Source organism: Sphingopyxis sp. Root154, assembly GCF_001427105.1.
In the GTDB taxonomy this organism is placed as follows: Bacteria; Pseudomonadota; Alphaproteobacteria; order Sphingomonadales; family Sphingomonadaceae; genus Sphingopyxis.
Map to the genome: position 1 here is coordinate 1,919,950 of NZ_LMGI01000002.1, position 16,627 is coordinate 1,936,576.

27 protein-coding genes are annotated in these 16,627 nt (G+C 62.9%); 1 reads left to right on the forward strand and 26 read right to left on the reverse strand.

Annotated elements, in window-relative coordinates; translation table 11 throughout:
* Nucleotides 1-11 precede the first annotated feature (11 nt).
* From rplO to rpsL, 25 genes are all read right to left on the reverse strand, one after another.
* The gene (gene rplO / locus ASD73_RS14685) at nucleotides 12-536 is read right to left on the reverse strand and encodes a 50S ribosomal protein L15 (RefSeq protein WP_082521560.1); all 525 of its coding nucleotides are present in this window, start codon (nucleotides 534-536) and stop codon (nucleotides 12-14) included.
* Between the two features lie 56 nt (nucleotides 537-592).
* On the reverse strand, nucleotides 593-778 hold the full coding sequence (gene rpmD, locus ASD73_RS14690) for a 50S ribosomal protein L30 (protein WP_054589700.1): 186 nt from the start codon (nucleotides 776-778) through the stop codon (nucleotides 593-595).
* A gap of 4 nt (nucleotides 779-782) precedes the next feature.
* Nucleotides 783-1,481, reverse strand: a complete 699-nt coding sequence (gene rpsE / locus ASD73_RS14695; protein ID WP_082521561.1) for a 30S ribosomal protein S5 — start codon at nucleotides 1,479-1,481, stop codon at nucleotides 783-785.
* Between the two features lie 2 nt (nucleotides 1,482-1,483).
* Nucleotides 1,484-1,837, reverse strand: a complete 354-nt coding sequence (gene rplR, locus ASD73_RS14700) for a 50S ribosomal protein L18 (protein WP_037515664.1) — start codon at nucleotides 1,835-1,837, stop codon at nucleotides 1,484-1,486.
* Nucleotides 1,838-1,840: 3 nt separating this feature from the next.
* Nucleotides 1,841-2,374 carry a 50S ribosomal protein L6 gene (gene rplF / locus ASD73_RS14705; protein WP_056373116.1) on the reverse strand — a complete coding sequence of 178 codons (534 nt, stop codon included), beginning with the start codon at nucleotides 2,372-2,374 and terminating at the stop codon, nucleotides 1,841-1,843.
* Entirely contained in the window at nucleotides 2,374-2,778 is a 405-nt protein-coding gene (gene rpsH, locus ASD73_RS14710; RefSeq protein ID WP_037515661.1) for a 30S ribosomal protein S8, read from the reverse strand. The genes rplF and rpsH overlap by 1 nt, the downstream gene beginning before the upstream one ends.
* A 12-nt stretch (nucleotides 2,779-2,790) precedes the next feature.
* Nucleotides 2,791-3,096 (reverse strand): 30S ribosomal protein S14, encoded by a 306-nt coding sequence (rpsN, locus tag ASD73_RS14715; RefSeq protein ID WP_056373117.1) that lies wholly within the window; start codon nucleotides 3,094-3,096, stop codon nucleotides 2,791-2,793.
* A 50-nt stretch (nucleotides 3,097-3,146) separates the two neighbouring features.
* Entirely contained in the window at nucleotides 3,147-3,725 is a 579-nt protein-coding gene (rplE, locus tag ASD73_RS14720; RefSeq protein ID WP_056373118.1) for a 50S ribosomal protein L5, read from the reverse strand.
* Nucleotides 3,718-4,038 (reverse strand): 50S ribosomal protein L24, encoded by a 321-nt coding sequence (gene rplX / locus ASD73_RS14725; protein WP_056373119.1) that lies wholly within the window; start codon nucleotides 4,036-4,038, stop codon nucleotides 3,718-3,720. The genes rplE and rplX overlap by 8 nt, the downstream gene beginning before the upstream one ends.
* Before the next feature lie 2 nt (nucleotides 4,039-4,040).
* Nucleotides 4,041-4,409, reverse strand: a complete 369-nt coding sequence (rplN, locus tag ASD73_RS14730; RefSeq protein ID WP_011543078.1) for a 50S ribosomal protein L14 — start codon at nucleotides 4,407-4,409, stop codon at nucleotides 4,041-4,043.
* A 61-nt stretch (nucleotides 4,410-4,470) separates the two neighbouring features.
* The gene (rpsQ, locus tag ASD73_RS14735; RefSeq protein WP_039578283.1) at nucleotides 4,471-4,740 is read right to left on the reverse strand and encodes a 30S ribosomal protein S17; all 270 of its coding nucleotides are present in this window, start codon (nucleotides 4,738-4,740) and stop codon (nucleotides 4,471-4,473) included.
* 11 nt (nucleotides 4,741-4,751) lie between these two features.
* Nucleotides 4,752-4,955 (reverse strand): 50S ribosomal protein L29, encoded by a 204-nt coding sequence (gene rpmC / locus ASD73_RS14740; protein ID WP_039578281.1) that lies wholly within the window; start codon nucleotides 4,953-4,955, stop codon nucleotides 4,752-4,754.
* Between the two features lie 5 nt (nucleotides 4,956-4,960).
* The gene (gene rplP / locus ASD73_RS14745) at nucleotides 4,961-5,392 is read right to left on the reverse strand and encodes a 50S ribosomal protein L16 (protein ID WP_037515653.1); all 432 of its coding nucleotides are present in this window, start codon (nucleotides 5,390-5,392) and stop codon (nucleotides 4,961-4,963) included.
* A gap of 11 nt (nucleotides 5,393-5,403) precedes the next feature.
* Nucleotides 5,404-6,111: a 30S ribosomal protein S3 gene (rpsC, locus tag ASD73_RS14750; RefSeq protein ID WP_037515652.1), complete on the reverse strand. Its 708-nt coding sequence runs from the start codon at nucleotides 6,109-6,111 to the stop codon at nucleotides 5,404-5,406.
* 1 nt (nucleotide 6,112) lies between these two features.
* Nucleotides 6,113-6,493 carry a 50S ribosomal protein L22 gene (rplV, locus tag ASD73_RS14755; protein WP_037515650.1) on the reverse strand — a complete coding sequence of 127 codons (381 nt, stop codon included), beginning with the start codon at nucleotides 6,491-6,493 and terminating at the stop codon, nucleotides 6,113-6,115.
* Nucleotides 6,493-6,768, reverse strand: a complete 276-nt coding sequence (gene rpsS / locus ASD73_RS14760) for a 30S ribosomal protein S19 (protein ID WP_037515648.1) — start codon at nucleotides 6,766-6,768, stop codon at nucleotides 6,493-6,495. The genes rplV and rpsS overlap by 1 nt, the downstream gene beginning before the upstream one ends.
* Nucleotides 6,769-6,771: 3 nt before the next feature.
* Nucleotides 6,772-7,608 carry a 50S ribosomal protein L2 gene (gene rplB, locus ASD73_RS14765; protein ID WP_039578277.1) on the reverse strand — a complete coding sequence of 279 codons (837 nt, stop codon included), beginning with the start codon at nucleotides 7,606-7,608 and terminating at the stop codon, nucleotides 6,772-6,774.
* 21 nt (nucleotides 7,609-7,629) lie between these two features.
* On the reverse strand, nucleotides 7,630-7,938 hold the full coding sequence (locus tag ASD73_RS14770) for a 50S ribosomal protein L23 (protein ID WP_037515644.1): 309 nt from the start codon (nucleotides 7,936-7,938) through the stop codon (nucleotides 7,630-7,632).
* Nucleotides 7,931-8,557 (reverse strand): 50S ribosomal protein L4, encoded by a 627-nt coding sequence (gene rplD / locus ASD73_RS14775; protein ID WP_056373120.1) that lies wholly within the window; start codon nucleotides 8,555-8,557, stop codon nucleotides 7,931-7,933. Before rplD ends, ASD73_RS14770 begins: the two co-directional genes overlap by 8 nt.
* A 2-nt stretch (nucleotides 8,558-8,559) precedes the next feature.
* A complete protein-coding gene (rplC, locus tag ASD73_RS14780; protein WP_056373713.1) occupies nucleotides 8,560-9,336 on the reverse strand; it encodes a 50S ribosomal protein L3 in 777 nt (258 codons plus the stop codon).
* Nucleotides 9,337-9,636: 300 nt separating this feature from the next.
* Nucleotides 9,637-9,948, reverse strand: coding sequence for a 30S ribosomal protein S10 (rpsJ, locus tag ASD73_RS14785; RefSeq protein ID WP_003042199.1), 312 nt, complete (start codon nucleotides 9,946-9,948; stop codon nucleotides 9,637-9,639).
* 148 nt (nucleotides 9,949-10,096) lie between these two features.
* The gene (tuf, locus tag ASD73_RS14790; protein WP_056373121.1) at nucleotides 10,097-11,287 is read right to left on the reverse strand and encodes an elongation factor Tu; all 1,191 of its coding nucleotides are present in this window, start codon (nucleotides 11,285-11,287) and stop codon (nucleotides 10,097-10,099) included.
* A gap of 118 nt (nucleotides 11,288-11,405) precedes the next feature.
* Entirely contained in the window at nucleotides 11,406-13,499 is a 2,094-nt protein-coding gene (gene fusA / locus ASD73_RS14795; RefSeq protein WP_056373122.1) for an elongation factor G, read from the reverse strand.
* 110 nt (nucleotides 13,500-13,609) lie between these two features.
* Entirely contained in the window at nucleotides 13,610-14,080 is a 471-nt protein-coding gene (gene rpsG / locus ASD73_RS14800; protein ID WP_039578261.1) for a 30S ribosomal protein S7, read from the reverse strand.
* Between the two features lie 73 nt (nucleotides 14,081-14,153).
* Nucleotides 14,154-14,525: a 30S ribosomal protein S12 gene (gene rpsL, locus ASD73_RS14805; RefSeq protein WP_037515637.1), complete on the reverse strand. Its 372-nt coding sequence runs from the start codon at nucleotides 14,523-14,525 to the stop codon at nucleotides 14,154-14,156.
* Between the two features lie 305 nt (nucleotides 14,526-14,830).
* Between rpsL and ASD73_RS14810 the strand changes: the two genes are divergently transcribed.
* Nucleotides 14,831-15,325, forward strand: a complete 495-nt coding sequence (locus tag ASD73_RS14810) for a DNA-deoxyinosine glycosylase (RefSeq protein ID WP_056373123.1) — start codon at nucleotides 14,831-14,833, stop codon at nucleotides 15,323-15,325.
* Here ASD73_RS14810 and ASD73_RS14815 read toward each other — a convergent pair whose 3' ends face one another.
* On the reverse strand, nucleotides 15,326-16,627 hold the full coding sequence (locus ASD73_RS14815) for a metal-dependent hydrolase family protein (RefSeq protein WP_056373124.1): 1,302 nt from the start codon (nucleotides 16,625-16,627) through the stop codon (nucleotides 15,326-15,328).

Below are 16,627 nucleotides of genomic sequence, written 5' to 3' on the forward strand. Positions count from 1 at the left end.
CCCGTATGCATTTAGTTCTTTGCGGCCGCTTCGGCCTTGCGCTTGGCCTTCTTGCCTTCGCCTTCGGCCTTGGGCTCGGGCAGTTCGACCTTGCCGCCAGCCTTTTCGACCGCTTCGATCGCGCCCTTCGACGCGCCGGCAACGGCGAAGTTCAGCTTCGCGGTGATTTCACCCTTGGCGAGGAGGCGGACGCCGTCCTTGCCGCCGCGGGCAACGCCGGCAGCCTTGAGCGCGGCGTGATCGATGACAGCCTTGGCGTCGAGCTTCTTCTCGTCGACCAGCTTCTGGATCATGCCCAGATTCACGATCGCGAAATCCTTGCCGAAGATGTTGTTGAAGCCGCGCTTCGGAATACGCATGTGGAGCGGCATCTGGCCGCCTTCGAAGCCGTTGATCGCGACGCCGCTGCGGGCCTTCTGGCCCTTCTGGCCGCGGCCGGCGGTCTTGCCCTTGCCCGAACCGATGCCGCGTCCGACGCGCATACGGCCCTTGCGGGCGCCATCATTGTCACGAAGTTCATTAAGCTTGATCGTCATTGCACTCGCTTTCGCTTTTATCGCGCTGATAGGTAGGGGTCCGGGTCGCGAGGGGCTCAGCCCTCGACGACTTCGACCATGTGCGGAAGTTTGCGGATCATGCCGCGCACTTCGGGGGTGTCGACCAGTTCGACCTCGCGACGCATCTTGCCCAGGCCGAGGCCGGTCAGGATCGCACGCTGGCTCTTGGGACGACGGATCGGCGAACCGATCTGGCGGATCTTGATCTTCTTGTCAGCCATCGTCTTACTCCGTCACCGCCGCGGCTTCCGCCTCGGCTGCGCGGTCGGATGCACCGCCACGCTTGATCAGATCCGAAACCTTCTTGCCGCGGCGCTGCGCGACCGACTTCGGGCTGGTCTGCTCGCCGAGCGCTTCGAAGGTCGCACGGATCATGTTGTAGGGGTTCGAGGTGCCGACCGACTTGGTCACCACATCGGCCACGCCCAGCGATTCGAACACGGCGCGCATCGGACCACCGGCGATGATGCCGGTACCCGCGGGCGCCGAGCGCAGCGTGACGTTGCCGGCACCGAAGTGGCCGCGGCCATCATGGTGCAGCGTGCGGCCATCGCGCAGCGGAACGCGAATCATCGCCTTCTTCGCGGCAGCGGTTGCCTTCGAAATGGCTTCGGGCACTTCGCGCGCCTTGCCATGACCGAAACCGGCGCGGCCCTTGCCATCGCCGACGACGACGAGCGCGGCGAAACCGAAGCGCTTGCCGCCCTTCACGGTCTTCGAAACGCGGTTGATGTGAACAAGCTTTTCAATGAGCTCTTCGCCACCGTCTTCGTCGCGCGGGCGACGATCGTCGCGGCGGCCACGGCCACCGTCACGACCGCCACGACCACCGTCGCGGCCACCGCCACGGCCGCGGCGCGGAGCCTGGCCATCGGTGGGGGCTGCTTCGGGAGCGCCTTCGACGTTCTGTACTTCGTCTGCCATGATTAGAACTCCAATCCGCCTTCGCGAGCCGCGTCGGCCAGCGCCTTGATGCGCCCGTGGAACAGGAAACCGCCGCGGTCGAACACTACCTGCGTCACGCCCGCCTTTTTCGCGGCAGCGGCGAGGCGCTTGCCAACGTCGGCAGCCGCCGCAGTGGTCGCGCCGGTCTTGCCGCGGACATCCTTGTCCAGCGTCGAGGCCGAAGCGAGCGTCTGCCCGGCAGCGTCATCGATGAGCTGTGCATAGATGTGGCGGCCCGAACGGTGCACCGACAGGCGAGCGCGGCCACCCGCGCGCTGACGGAGAGCGGTACGGACGCGCTGACGGCGTTTTTGGAAAGGGGTAAGATGTGCCATGGCTTACTTCTTCTTGCCTTCTTTGCGGAAGATGTACTCGCCGCGATATTTGATGCCCTTGCCCTTATAGGGTTCGGGCTTACGCCAACGGCGGATTTCCGCCGCGACCTGGCCGACCTGCTGCTTGTCGATGCCGCTGATCTCGATCGTCGTGTTGTCCGGCGTCTTGATCTCGATGCCTTCGGGCACCGCGAAATCGACATCGTGGCTGTAGCCGAGCTGCAGCTTCAGATTCTTGCCCTGCGAGTTGGCGCGATAGCCGACACCGGTGATTTCGAGGACCTTGGTGAAGCCTTCGGTCACACCCGTGATCAGGTTTTGCACCAGTGTACGCTGCATGCCCCAGAAAGCGCGAGCTTCGCGGGTGCCGTTCGCGGGCTGGACCGAGATGCTGCCTTCGGCGACTTCATAGTTGATGAGGTCGGAAAGCGGCATCGCGAGCGTGCCCTTGGGACCCTTGACCGACAGCTGACCGCCATCGATCGCAGCGGTGACGCCGCCGGGGATTGCCACTGCCTTTTTACCAATGCGCGACATCAGAACACCTCCGCCAGCACTTCGCCGCCGACATTATGTTCGCGTGCTTCGGCGTCCGAGAGAACGCCGCGCGGGGTCGACACGATGGTGATACCAAGGCCGTTGCGAATGATCGGAAGTTCTTTCGAACCCGAATAGACGCGACGGCCCGGCTTCGAAACGCGCGCCACATGGCGGATCGCCGGCTGCCCTTCGAAATATTTCAGTTCGATGCGGATGCCCTTGTGCTGACCCTTGGCACCCAGCGCTTCTTCGCTGTAGCCGCGGATATAGCCTTCGCGCTGGAGAACATCGAGAACGCGGACACGCAGGGTCGAAGCCGGCGTCAGGACGCTGTCCTTCTTCGCCGTCTGGCCGTTGCGGATGCGGGTGAGCATATCACCCAGGGGATCGGTCATTGCCATCTTGTCAGTCCCTTACCAGCTCGACTTCACAACACCGGGGATCAGGCCCTTGTTGGCCAGATCGCGGAGCTGGATACGGCACAGCCGGAATTTGCGATAATAAGCGCGCGGGCGCCCCGTCAGCTCGCACCGGTTACGGATGCGGGTCGGGTTACCATTGCGCGGGATTTCCGCCATCTTGAGGCGTGCGATCAGACGCTCGCCATCATCGAGCGACGTGTCCGCTGCAACCGCCTTCAGCTTCGCATAACGGCCGGCATACTTCTTCACCAGCTGCTTGCGACGCTCGTTCTTGTTTACCGAACTCAGTTTCGCCATGACTTAAGTTCTCTTTCCTTCTTGAAAGAGCCTGCCTGGTCCCAAGGGGATCAGGCGGCTTCCTTTTCCTGCGCTTCGATCGGGAAGGGGAAGCCGAACAGCTTGAGCAGTTCGCGGGCTTCATCGTCCGTACGGGCGGTGGTGGTGACGATCACGTCCATGCCGCGCACCTGGTCGATGCGGTCATAGTTGATCTCGGGGAAGATGATCTGCTCTTTCAGGCCCATGGCATAGTTGCCACGGCCGTCGAAGCTCGTCGCCGACACGCCGCGAAAATCGCGGATGCGCGGCATTGCGATCGTGATCAGGCGATCGAGGAATTCGTACATGCGTTCGCGGCGCAGGGTCACCTTGCAGCCGATCGGCATGCCTTCGCGCAGCTTGAACTGTGCGATCGACTTCTTCGCCTTGGTCACGACAGGCTTCTGGCCGGCGATGAGTTCCATCTCGGCAGCCGCCGATTCGACCTTCTTCTTGTCCTGCGTGGCTTCGCCGACGCCCATATTGAGCACGATCTTTTCGATCTTCGGCACTTCCATCGCATTCTTGTAACCGAACTTTTCGGTCATCGCCTTGACGATCACATCGTCGTAGCGCTTGCGCATGCGCGGGGTGTAATTGTCAGCCATTGAGCGTCTCCCCGGACTTCACGGCCACGCGGACCTTCTTGCCGTCCTTGGTTTCAAAACGAACGCGGGTCGGCTTGCCGGTCTTGGGATCGGCAATCGCGACCTTGCTCGCGTACAGCGGCGCTTCCTTGCGTTCCAGGCCACCCTGCGGGTTGGTCTGGCTCGGCTTGCGGTGGCGCGTGATGACATTGACGCCAGCGACGACGACCTTGCCGTCTTTCGGCAGGCTCTGCGTCACTTCACCGGTCTTGCCCTTGTCCTTGCCAGACAGGATGACAACCGTGTCGCCCTTCTTGATCTTTGCCATGCTCATGGTCAGAGAACCTCCGGTGCCAGGCTGATGATCTTCATATAGCCGCGGCCGCGCAGTTCGCGGACGACGGGGCCGAAGATACGGGTGCCGATCGGCTCCTCGTTCTTGTTGACGAGCACGGCGGCGTTGCTGTCGAAACGGATGACCGAGCCATCGGCGCGGCGCACGTCCTTGGCGGTGCGAACGATAACGGCGCGATGCACGTCACCCTTCTTCACCTTGCCGCGGGGCTGAGCTTCCTTGATCGACACGACGATCACGTCGCCCACGCCGGCGGTGCGACGCTTCGAGCCACCCAGCACCTTGATGCACTGGACGCGCTTGGCACCGCTGTTGTCAGCGACTTCCAATTGTGACTGCATCTGGATCATCGATGCATTTCCTTCTTTTTTGGCCTACCGGGATGCCCCGGCGGTTCCGTGAAACTCAGCTTCAGGCGTCAGCAGCCGTTTTGGGCTTGCTGTGGGTGTCGACCTTGTCGAGCACCTTCCACGTCTTCAGCTTCGAAATCGGCTTCGTTTCCTCGATGCGGACGGTTTCGCCGGCCTTGATGGCGTTGTCCTCATCGTGGGCGTGATATTTTTTCGAGCGGCGGATGATCTTGCCGTACAGAGGGTGCTTCACCTTCCGTTCGACCTTCACCACGACGGTCTTGTCGCCCTTGTCGGACACCACCGTACCGGTCAGAATGCGCTTCGGCATCGATAGTCTCCTTACTTCGCGGCCGAGCGCGTGCGCTCGGTCTGCTGCGTCTTGATGCGGGCGATCGAGCGCCGCACTTCCTTGACGCGCGATGCTTTTTCAAGCTGGCCGGTGGCCGCCTGGAAGCGGAGGTTAAAGGCCTCGCGCTTCAGTTCGCCAAGCTGTTCGGCGAGCTGGTCGTCGGTCTTGGCCTTGAAATCTTCGGTCTTGGACATGGCCCTTAACCCTCCAGATGCGAGGTGTCGCCGAGACGGGCAATCACCTTCGTCTTGATCGGCAGCTTCATCGCAGCGCGTTCGAACGCTAGCGCGGCCACGGGGCCGGGGACGCCGTCGAGTTCGAACAGGATGCGACCCGGCTTCACGCGAGCGGCCCAGAATTCCGGCGAACCCTTGCCCTTACCCATACGGACTTCGGCAGGCTTCGACGACACGGGGACGTCGGGGAAGATACGGATCCACAAACGGCCCTGACGCTTGATCGCGCGGCTGATCGCACGGCGAGCCGCTTCGATCTGGCGTGCGGTGATGCGCTCGGGTTCCATCGCCTTCAGCCCGTAGGAGCCGAAGTTCAGGCTGGTTCCGCCCTTGGCATTGCCATGGATGCGGCCCTTGAAAGCCTTGCGGAACTTGGTTTTTTTCGGTTGCAGCATGTCAGCAGTCCTTAGCGGCGATCTTCACGAGCCGGACGGACGCCGGTCGTCTGTGCATCGAGCATCAGACGGTCGGTCGCCATCGGGTCGTGGCCGAGAATCTCGCCCTTGAAGATCCACACCTTGATCCCGCACACGCCATAGGCGGTGTGAGCGGTCGATTCGGCGTAGTCGACGTTGGCGCGCAGCGTGTGAAGCGGCACCCGGCCCTCGCGATACCATTCGGTACGTGCGATTTCCGCGCCGCCGAGACGGCCGGCGCAGTTGATGCGGATGCCTTCGGCGCCCAGACGCATCGCCGACTGAACCGCGCGCTTCATCGCGCGACGGAACGCGACGCGGCGTTCGAGCTGGTCGGCAATGCCCTGGCCGACGAGCTTGGCGTCGACTTCGGGCTTGCGGATTTCGACGATGTTCAGCGACACGTCGCTGCCCGTCAGTTCACCGAGCTTCTTGCGCAGCTTTTCGATGTCCGCGCCCTTCTTGCCGATGATGACGCCCGGACGGGCGGCATAGATCGAAACGCGGCACAGCTTGGCCGGACGTTCGATCACGACCTTCGAGATCGCGGCCTGCGGCAGGTTCTTGAACACATACTGGCGGATCTTCAGATCCTCGACCAGCATGCGGCCATAGTCCTGGCCTTCGGCGAACCAGCGGCTGTCCCAGGTGCGGTTGACCTGCAGGCGCAGGCCGATCGGATTGCTCTTCTGGCCCATCTTACGCCTCTTCTTCCTGTTCGCGCACGACAATGCGGATGCGGCTGAACGGCTTGACGATCCGGGTCGACTTGCCGCGGCCACGTGCGTGCCAGCGCTTCATCGAGATCGACTTGCCCACGCTCGCTTCCTTGATGACGAGCGCATCAACGTCGAGGTTGTGGTTGTTTTCCGCGTTGGCGACGGCGCTGGCGAGAACCTTGCGCACGTCGACAGCCATCGCCTTCTTCGAGAAGGTGAGGATGTTCATCGCGTCTTCGACCTTGCGGCCGCGGATCAGCGCGGCAACGAGGTTCAGCTTCTGAGCCGAACCGCGAATCTGCGTGCCGACCGAGAGTGCCTCGTTATCCGCAACGCGGCGGGGGGACTTTTCCTTGCCCATTAGCGTTTGCCCTTCTTGTCGGCAGCGTGACCGGGGAAGAAGCGCGTCGGCGCAAATTCACCCAGCTTCATGCCGACCATATCTTCGTTGACCGACACCGGCACGAACTTGCGGCCGTTGTAGACGTTGAAGGTCAGCCCCACGAACTGCGGCAGGATGGTGGACCGACGCGACCAGGTCTTGATCGGGGCATTGCTGCCGCCGTCCTGGGCCGTTTCGGCTTTCTTGAGCAGATGGAGGTCCACGAAAGGACCCTTCCAGACCGAGCGAGCCATGGCTTACCTCTTCTTCTTCGCGTGACGCGACCGGATGATCATCTTGTCGGTCGACTTGTTGTGGCGCGTACGCGCACCCTTCGTCGGCTTGCCCCACGGGGTAACCGGGTGACGGCCGCCCGAGGTACGGCCTTCGCCGCCGCCATGCGGGTGATCGACCGGGTTCTTTGCAACACCGCGCGTCAGCGGGCGCTTGCCGAGCCAGCGATTGCGGCCGGCCTTGCCCAGGTTGGTGTTCTGGTTGTCGGGGTTCGACACCGCACCGACCGTGCCCATGCACTCGCCGCGAATGTAACGCTGCTCGCCCGAACCGAGACGCACGATGACGAGACCGCGGTCACGACCGACGACCTGTGCATAGGTGCCCGCCGAACGGGCGATCTGGCCACCCTTGCCCGGCTTCATCTCGATATTATGGACGATCGTGCCGACCGGCATCTGCGACAATTCCATCGCATTGCCCGGCTTCACGTCGGTCTTCTTGCCGGCGACGACGGTGTCGCCAACGGCCAGACGCTGCGGCGCGAGGATATAGGTCTGCTCACCGTCTTCATACTTGACGAGTGCGATGAACGCCGTGCGGTTGGGGTCATATTCCAGACGCTCGACAGTAGCCGGCATGTCCCACTTGCGACGCTTGAAGTCGATGAAGCGGTACTTCTGCTTGTGGCCACCGGCGATACCGCGCGAGGTCACATGACCCTTGTTGTTGCGGCCACCGGTCTTGTTCTTGCCTTCGGTCAGCGCCTTGACGGGCTTGCCCTTCCACAGCGACGACTTGTCGACGAGGATCAGGCCGCGCTGCGCGGGGCTGGTCGGATTATAGGATTTAAGTGCCATTTTCTCTGCCTTTTCCTACAATCAGACGCCGGTCGTGACGTCGATCGTCTGGCCTTCGGCCAGGCGAACGATCGCCTTCTTCACGTCGCTGCGGGTGTAGGGCTTGCCCTTCCAGCGCTTGGTCTTGCCCTTGGTGATCAGCGTGTTGACGCTGAGAACCTTGACATCGAACAGCGCCTCGACGGCGGCCTTGATCGCGGGCTTGGTTGCGTCGTTCGCAACCTTGAACACCACGGCGTCATTTTCGCTGAGCAGCGTCGACTTTTCGGTGATCACCGGAGCGAGGATCACGTCATAGTGACGCGCGTCGACTGTTTTTGCCTTAGCCATTGAAGCGTGCCTCCAGCTTTTCGAGGCCGGCGCGGGTCAGGACCAGCGTATCGGCGCGCAAAATGTCATAGACGTTGGCACCCGCGGCCGGCATCGCGTTGATGCCGATGAGGTTGGCCGACGCCATGGCGAAGCTTTCGTGCACTGCATCACCATCGATGAAGAGTGCGCGATTGCCGAGTTCGAGCTTGCCGAGCTGGCCGGCGAGCGCTTTGGTCTTGGCGTCCTTGAGCTCGAGCGTGTCGAGAACGAGGATCTTGCCGCCCTTCGCCTTGTCGCTCAGCGCCATTTTCAGGCCGAGCGTGCGGATCTTCTTGTTCAGCGAGTGGCCGAAGGTGCGGGCACGCGGGCCATGCGCCTTGCCGCCGCCGATGAAGATCGGAGCTGCGCGATCGCCGTGACGAGCCGTACCGCCGCCCTTCTGGCGACCGAACTTCTTGCCGGTGCGCGACACATCGCTGCGTTCGCGGGCGGCGCGAGCCGGACCACGGCGCTTTTCGAGCTGCCAGCTGACGACACGGTGAAGGATGTCGGCACGCGGGTCGACGCCGAACACATCGTCGTTAAGATCGATGTCCGCGCCGGCCTTGCCGTCGATGGTGTGAACCTTGACCTTCATGATCAGGACTCCTGTGCGCCGTCGGTGGTGGCAGTGTCGACCACGGTTTCTTCAACCGGGGTTTCCACAGGCGCATCAGCCGGGGCTTCTTGATTGGCGTTAGCTGCGCTCTTGATGCCCGCCGGATAGGGAGCTTCAGGGTGGCGCGGCAGCTTGACCGCATCGCGGACCATCAGCCAGCCGCCCTTCGAGCCAGGGACCGAGCCCTTGACGAAGAGAAGGCCGCGCTCGACGTCGGTGCGGACGATTTCGAGATTCTGCTGGGTGCGGTTGCGGGCGCCCATGTGGCCGGCCATCTTCTTGTTCTTGAAGACGCGGCCTGGATCCTGGCGGTTACCGGTCGAACCATGCGCACGGTGGCTGATCGAAACACCGTGGGTAGCGCGCATACCGCCGAAACCCCAGCGCTTCATCGCACCGGCAAAGCCCTTGCCCTGGGTCACGCCCTGGATGTCGACGATCTGGCCGGCGACGAAATGGTCGGCCGACAGTTCGGCGCCGACGTCGAGCGTCGCGTCGTCGGCGACGCGGAATTCGACGATCTTCGCCTTGGGCTCGACTTCGGCCTTGCCGAAAGCGCCACGCTGCGGCTTCGCAACATTCTTCGCCTTCGCCGAGCCGGCGCCGAGTTGAACGGCCACATAGCCGTCACGTTCTTGTTCGCGCACAGAAATGACCTGACAGCCTTCGAGGCTCAGGACGGTGACGGGCACGTGGCGGCCGTCGTCCTGAAACAGGCGGGTCATCCCCATTTTCTTCGCGATCACGCCAGTCCGCATGATCATACTCCTCAACAGAGGCCGGGCGGACCATTCCGCACGGCGTGTGGGACCCCATCAAGGCGAACCCCGACGAGAACCCTCCCAGCCCAAAATTTCGATGCATCGCCCCGTCCGGGCTGAGGTGCCGCCCTCCCTCTGGAGAGCGGCGAGACGGGGGACGCAGCCCGGACCATATTTCTTCCGAGGAAGAGATCCGGCGGTATCCACCCTATCGTCGGTCCGGATCGCGCCGGACAATGCAGTCACCGAAGTGTCCTGCCGATAGAGACCCCGGTTTTCACCGGGGCTTCGCTGACCTTAAGCCAGCTTGATTTCTACGTTCACGCCCGCGGCGAGGTCGAGCTTCATCAGCGCGTCGACCGTCTGCGGGGTGGGCTGCACGATGTCGAGCAGCCGCTTGTGGGTACGCACCTCGAACTGCTCGCGCGACTTTTTGTCGACATGCGGGCCGCGGTTCACGGTGAATTTTTCAATACGCGTCGGAAGCGGGATCGGGCCGCGAATAAGCGCTCCGGTACGACGTGCCGTATCGGCAATGTCGGTGGTGGCCTGATCGAGCACGCGGTGATCAAAGGCCTTCAGGCGAATGCGAATATTCTGCGTTTCCATGACTGTTCCAGTCGAATCCCGTCTAACGATGCGAAAGAGCCGAAATGGCCTGCTCCGATTTCCGCAGGGAAACCGGATCGGCCATCAAAATTCTTTAAGCTACGAGCCGCGCGAATCACTTCCGAATCGCGCGGCTCGCGGCCCTATATTACTTTGTGACCGTGGCCACAACCCCTGCGCCGACCGTGCGGCCACCTTCGCGAATTGCGAAGCGCAGACCCGGGTCCATGGCGATCGGAGCGATCAGCTTGACCGACAGCTGGACGTTGTCGCCCGGCATGACCATTTCGGTGCCGGCGGGCAGAATGACTTCGCCGGTGACGTCGGTGGTGCGGAAGTAGAACTGCGGACGATAGTTCGCAAAGAACGGCGTGTGACGGCCGCCTTCGTCCTTCGACAGGACGTACACTTCCGAGGTGAACTCGGTGTGCGGCGTGATCGAGCCGGGCTTCGCCAGAACCTGGCCACGCTCGACTTCTTCACGGCCGACGCCGCGGATCAGCGCACCGACGTTATCGCCAGCCTGGCCCTGGTCGAGCAGCTTGCGGAACATTTCGACGCCGGTGACGACGGTCTTCTTGGTGTCCTTGATGCCGACGATTTCGACTTCTTCACCAACCTTGACGATGCCGGTTTCGATACGGCCGGTAACGACGGTACCGCGACCCGAGATCGAGAACACGTCTTCGATCGGCATCAGGAAGGGCTTGTCGAGCGGACGTTCCGGCTGCGGGATCCACGCGTCGACGGCAGCCATCAGCTTCAGGATAGCTTCCTTGCCGATGGCGTCGTCGCGACCTTCGAGGGCGGCGAGAGCCGAACCCGGGATGATCGGGATATTGTCGCCGTCGAAGTCGCGCTTCGAAAGTTCTTCGCGGATTTCGAGCTCGACGAGTTCGAGCAGCTCGGGATCGTCCAGCTGGTCGACCTTGTTGAGGAAGACGACCATGGTCGGAACGCCAACCTGCTTCGCGAGCAGGATGTGCTCCTTCGTCTGCGGCATCGGGCCGTCAGCGGCCGACACAACGAGGATCGCGCCGTCCATCTGGGCGGCACCGGTGATCATGTTCTTCACATAGTCGGCGTGGCCCGGGCAATCGACGTGGGCATAGTGGCGGTCGGCGGTTTCATATTCGACGTGTGCGGTCGAAATGGTGATGCCGCGCTCGCGCTCTTCGGGCGCCTTGTCGATGTTCGCGAAGTCAACGGCGGTGCCGCCGGTCGTTTCGGCGAGCACCTTGGTGATCGCTGCGGTCAGCGAGGTCTTGCCATGGTCGACGTGACCGATGGTGCCGATGTTGCAGTGCGGCTTCGTCCGCTCAAATTTAGCCTTGGCCATGATGGTATAACCTTCTTGTTCAATGTTTGCGTTGATCAGTCCTGGACGAGCCTGCTGAATCAGGCGCCGCCCTTAGAGGGTCTTGCCGCGCGGTGCAAGCCCGCGCGGCTTTGACCCATCAGGCCATCTTGGCCTTCACTTCTTCTGCGACGTTGGTCGGCACTTCTTCGTAATGCGAGAATTGCATCGAATAGCTGGCGCGACCCTGGCTGAAGCTGCGCAGCTGATTGACGTAGCCGAACATGTTCGCCAGCGGAACGATCGCCTCGACAACCTGGGCGATGCCCCGGCTGTCGGTGCCCTGGATCTGCCCGCGGCGGCTGTTGAGATCGCCGATCACGTCGCCCATGAATTCCTCAGGGGTAACGACTTCGACCTTCATCACCGGCTCAAGCAGCTTGATGCCGGCCTTCGCCGCCACTTCGCGCATGGCCGCACGGCCTGCGATTTCGAACGCCAGCGCCGACGAGTCGACGTCGTGGTACGCGCCGTCGGTGAGCTTGATTTCGAAGTCGATGATCGGGAAGCCGATCATGTGACCATTCTCGGCCGACTCGCGCATGCCCTTTTCGACCGACGGGATATATTCGCGCGGAATGTTACCGCCCTTGATCTCGTCGAGGAAGGTGATGCCCGCGCCGCGTTCGCCGGGAGCGACGGTAACCTTGACGCGGCCGAACTGGCCCGAGCCGCCCGACTGCTTCTTGTGGGTATAGTCGACGTCGACGGCCTTCGCGAGCGATTCGCGGTACGCCACCTGCGGCGCGCCGACGTTCGCTTCGACCTTGAACTCGCGCTTCATGCGATCGACGAGGATGTCGAGGTGAAGCTCGCCCATACCCTTGATGATCGTCTGGCCCGATTCATGGTCGGTCGACACGCGGAACGAGGGATCCTCGGCAGCCAGGCGGTTGAGCGCGATGCCCATACGTTCCTGGTCGGCCTTGGTCTTCGGTTCCACCGACAGCTCGATGACCGGCTCGGGGAATTCCATCCGCTCGAGGATGATCGGCGCGCTGGTGGCGCAGAGCGTGTCCCCGGTGGTGGTTTCCTTGAGGCCGGCGAGTGCAACGATGTCGCCTGCATAGGCTTCTTCGATGTCTTCGCGGCTGTTCGCATGCATCAACAACATGCGGCCAACCTTTTCCTTCTTGTCCTTCACCGAGTTCAGGTACGTGCCCTTGTTGAGCGTACCCGAATAGATGCGGGCGAAGGTGAGCGAGCCGACGAACGGGTCGTTCATGATCTTGAACGCCAGCAGCGACAGCGGCGCTTCGTCGGCCGGCGGACGCGAATCGGGGGTCACGCCGTCGAGCTTCAGGCCCTGAACGTCGGGAATGTCGAGCGGCGAAGGCAGATAGTCGACGACCGCGTCGAGCAGCGTCTGGACGCCCTTGTTCTTGAACGCCGAGCCGCAGAGGACCGGAACGAACGCCTGTGCCAGCGTGCCCTTGCGGATCAGCTTCTTGAGCGTGGCGACGTCGGGGACGGTGCCTTCGAGATAGGCTTCCATCGCGTCGTCGTCCTGTTCTACGGCGAGCTCGACGAGCTTTTCGCGATATTCGGCAGCCTTGTCGGCGAGGTCGGCGGGAATTTCCTCATAGAAGAATTCGGCGCCGAGGCTTTCGTCCTTCCAGATGATCGCACGCTCGTTGACGAGGTCGACGAGACCCTTGAAGTCGCCTTCGGCGCCGATGGGCAGATAGAGGACGGCCGGGGTCGCACCGAGGCGATCGATGATCGTCTGGACGCAATAATAGAAGTCGGCGCCGGTGCGGTCGAGCTTGTTGACGAAGCACATGCGCGGGACTTTATACTTGTCAGCCTGGCGCCACACGGTTTCCGACTGCGGCTCAACGCCGGCAACGCCGTCAAACGCGGTGATCGCGCCGTCGAGCACGCGCAGCGAACGTTCGACTTCGATCGTGAAGTCGACGTGTCCGGGGGTGTCGATGATATTCAGGCGATGCTCGGGGCCCTGACCTTCGTCGGCCTTCCACAAGCAAGTGGTCGCCGCGGACGTGATCGTGATGCCGCGTTCCTGCTCCTGCTCCATCCAGTCCATCGTGGCGGCGCCGTCATGGACTTCGCCGATCTTGTAGGACTTGCCGGTGTAGTAAAGGATACGCTCGGTCGTCGTGGTCTTGCCGGCGTCGATGTGCGCCATGATCCCAAAGTTGCGATAATTTTCGAGCGGATGGCTGCGTGCCATGGTCTTTTCCTTGGATGTGGGGGACGGCCTTTGGGGCCGCCCCCGATATAGGAATGATTGTTACGATTGCGAGACGCCGGATCGCGAGACCCGGGGCATCCCGCGCGCGCTTACCAGCGGTAGTGGCTGAAGGCGCGGTTGGCTTCGGCCATGCGATGCGTGTCTTCACGCTTCTTCACGGCGTTGCCACGGTTGTTCGACGCGTCGAGCAGTTCGCCCGACAGGCGTGCGGCCATCGTGGTTTCGCTGCGGTTGCGCGCAGCGGTGATCAGCCAGCGGATCGCGAGCGCCTGCGCGCGTTCGGGACGGACTTCGACCGGAACCTGATAGGTCGCACCACCGACGCGGCGGCTGCGGACTTCGATGTTCGGGCGGATGTTCGCCAGCGCTTCGTGGAACACGCCAATGGGTTCCTTCTTGGCACGGGCTTCGACCGACTCGAGCGCACCGTAAACGATGCTTTCGGCGACGGACTTTTTCCCGTCCAGCATGACGCTGTTCATGAATTTCGACAGCACCGTATCACCGAAACGGGGATCGGGCAGGATTTCGCGGCGTTCAGGACGACGACGACGAGCCATAGGTAATTCCTTTTACAACAGCATCCCGGCGCCAGGGCAGCCTGGGATGATCAAATAGCCGAAAAAGCGGTCCTTACTTCGGACGCTTCGCGCCGTACTTCGAACGGCTCTGCTTGCGGTCCTTCACGCCCTGCGTATCGAGCACGCCGCGCAGGACGTGGTAACGCACACCGGGAAGATCGCGGACACGACCGCCGCGGATCAGCACAACGCTGTGTTCCTGGAGGTTGTGGCCTTCGCCGGGGATGTAGGTGATGACTTCGCGCTGGTTGGTCAGGCGGACCTTCGCAACCTTACGGAGCGCCGAGTTCGGCTTTTTCGGGGTCGTCGTGTAGACACGGGTGCAAACGCCGCGCTTTTGCGGGTTTGCGTCCATCGCCGGGACCTTGGACTTCACCTTCTGGGGAGTCCGGCCCTTGCGGACCAGCTGGTTGATCGTGGGCATGAATGCTTCACCTTTAAATGTCCGCCCATCAAAGCGAACGGTTACTGTACTGCGGTGGACGAAGCTCCGGCCGCTAACCCGCCAAAAATGGCGAAAAACGGCCGACCTGTTAACAGCAAAAGACCCCGGCGGATCACGACGATCTTCCGGAGGCTCCATCCGCGCCAGCAATGTTCAAGCGCTGTTGTAACTGAAAGAGGCAGCAAACTGCCCTTTTCGGTCGAGCGGGCCCCTAGACCAGATTCCCTCGTTGGTCAAGGGGCGGGCAATATTGTTGCGCCGGTCGGAGGCGGCTAGGGTTGCCCATGCCCGCCATTCGCCACGCCAGCTTCGCGCCTCACGTCGCGCCCGACACGCGCTTGCTAATTCTCGGGAGTCTGCCGGGCGTCCGTTCGCTTGCCGAACAGCAATATTATGCGCATCCGACGAACCAGTTCTGGCGCCTGCTTGCCGACGTGGTCGACCGGCCGCTCGCGAACATGCCCTACAACGACAGGCTGGCCGCGCTCCGCGAGGCAAAGGTCGGGCTGTGGGACGTGATCCGCAGCGCCGAACGGCACATGAGCAGCGACAGCCAAATCCGCGAAGCCGAGGCACACGATCTCGCGGCGCTGATCGCCGGTGTGCCCGACCTACGCATGATCGCGTTCAACGGCGGCAAGGCCGCGGCGATCGGGCGGAAGCAGCTTCCGTCGCTCGATCGAATCACCGTCGTCGATTTGCCGTCGAGCAGCGCCGCCAACACGATCGGCTTCGCAGCGAAGCTCGATCGCTGGCTGGCGCTGCGCGGCGCGCTCTGATCAGTCGACGACCGTTCCGCGCGCCATCACGAAATCGACCTTCTTGAGCACGCGCACGTCGGCGAGCGGATCGCTGGCCACCGCGATGATGTCGGCGCTCTTGCCCGGAGCGATCGTGCCAATCTGATCGGACAGGCCGAGCAGGTCGGCGGCGTTGACCGTCGCGGCCTTCAGCGCTTCGACCGGCTTCATGCCATGCTGGACCATCAGTTCGAACTCGTCGCCGTTACGGCCGTGCTTCGACACGCCGGCGTCGGTGCCGAACGCGATGCGTACGCCACGCGGGACAAGCTGCTCGAGGCTCTTGCCGGTGATCGAAATGCGCCACTGGATCTTGGCCAGCACGTCGGGTTCATAGGCGTTGGCGTTCGCGGCGATGCGTTCCTTGTATCCGTTCACGGTCGACAGCGTCGGGACATAATAGGCCTTCGACTTCGCCCATGTCGCGATTGTCGCCTCGTCGAGGATCGTGCCATGCTCGATCGAATCGGCGCCGGCATCGAGGGCGAGGCGAATGCCGTCGGCGCCATGCGCGTGGACCGCGACCTTCTTGCCGAACAGATGCGCGGTGTCGACGATCGCCTTCGCCTCGTCATCGAACATCTGTTTGCCGAGCCCCGCGCCGATGCGGCTGTTCACTCCGCCGGTCGAAGCGAATTTGATCACATCGGCGCCGCGCCCGATCTGCAGCCGCACCGCGCGGCGGCAGTCGTCGGCGCCGTTGCACGTGTTACCCGCGCCGGCAAAGAAGGGGCGGAGCTCGTCGCGATAGCCGAGCGATCCGTCCATATGCCCCGCGCTGCCCGAAATGCTGTTGCCCGCATCGACGATGCGCGGTCCCTGCACCTTGCCCGCCGCAATCGCGTCGCGGAGGGCCAATGTCGCGCCGTCGCCGTCGCCGAGGTTGCGGACGGTGGTGAAACCCGCGCGCAGCGTCTTCATTCCGTTCGCCTCGGCATTGAACGCCTGCGCGGCGGGGCTCAGCGTCACCTCTTCGAGCTGCCCCGCGATACCGCCCGCGTCGCTCGTCAGATGGACATGACTGTCGATCAGGCCGGGGAGGACATATTTGTCCTTGAGGTCGATCAGCATCGCGCCGGGGTCGGCGGGCTGATAACCGTCCGTGATGCTCAGTATCTTGCCACCCTCGACGATGATCGTCGATGCGCCGCGCGCGGGCTTGCCGGGTTCGGCGAGCAGTTGCCCCGCGTGGATGACGGTGCGCGCGGGCGTCTGCGCGGCGAGCGGCGTGGCGAGCGCCGCGCCGATGAGCGCGAGCGGAAGAATTTGAATCGGCTTCAT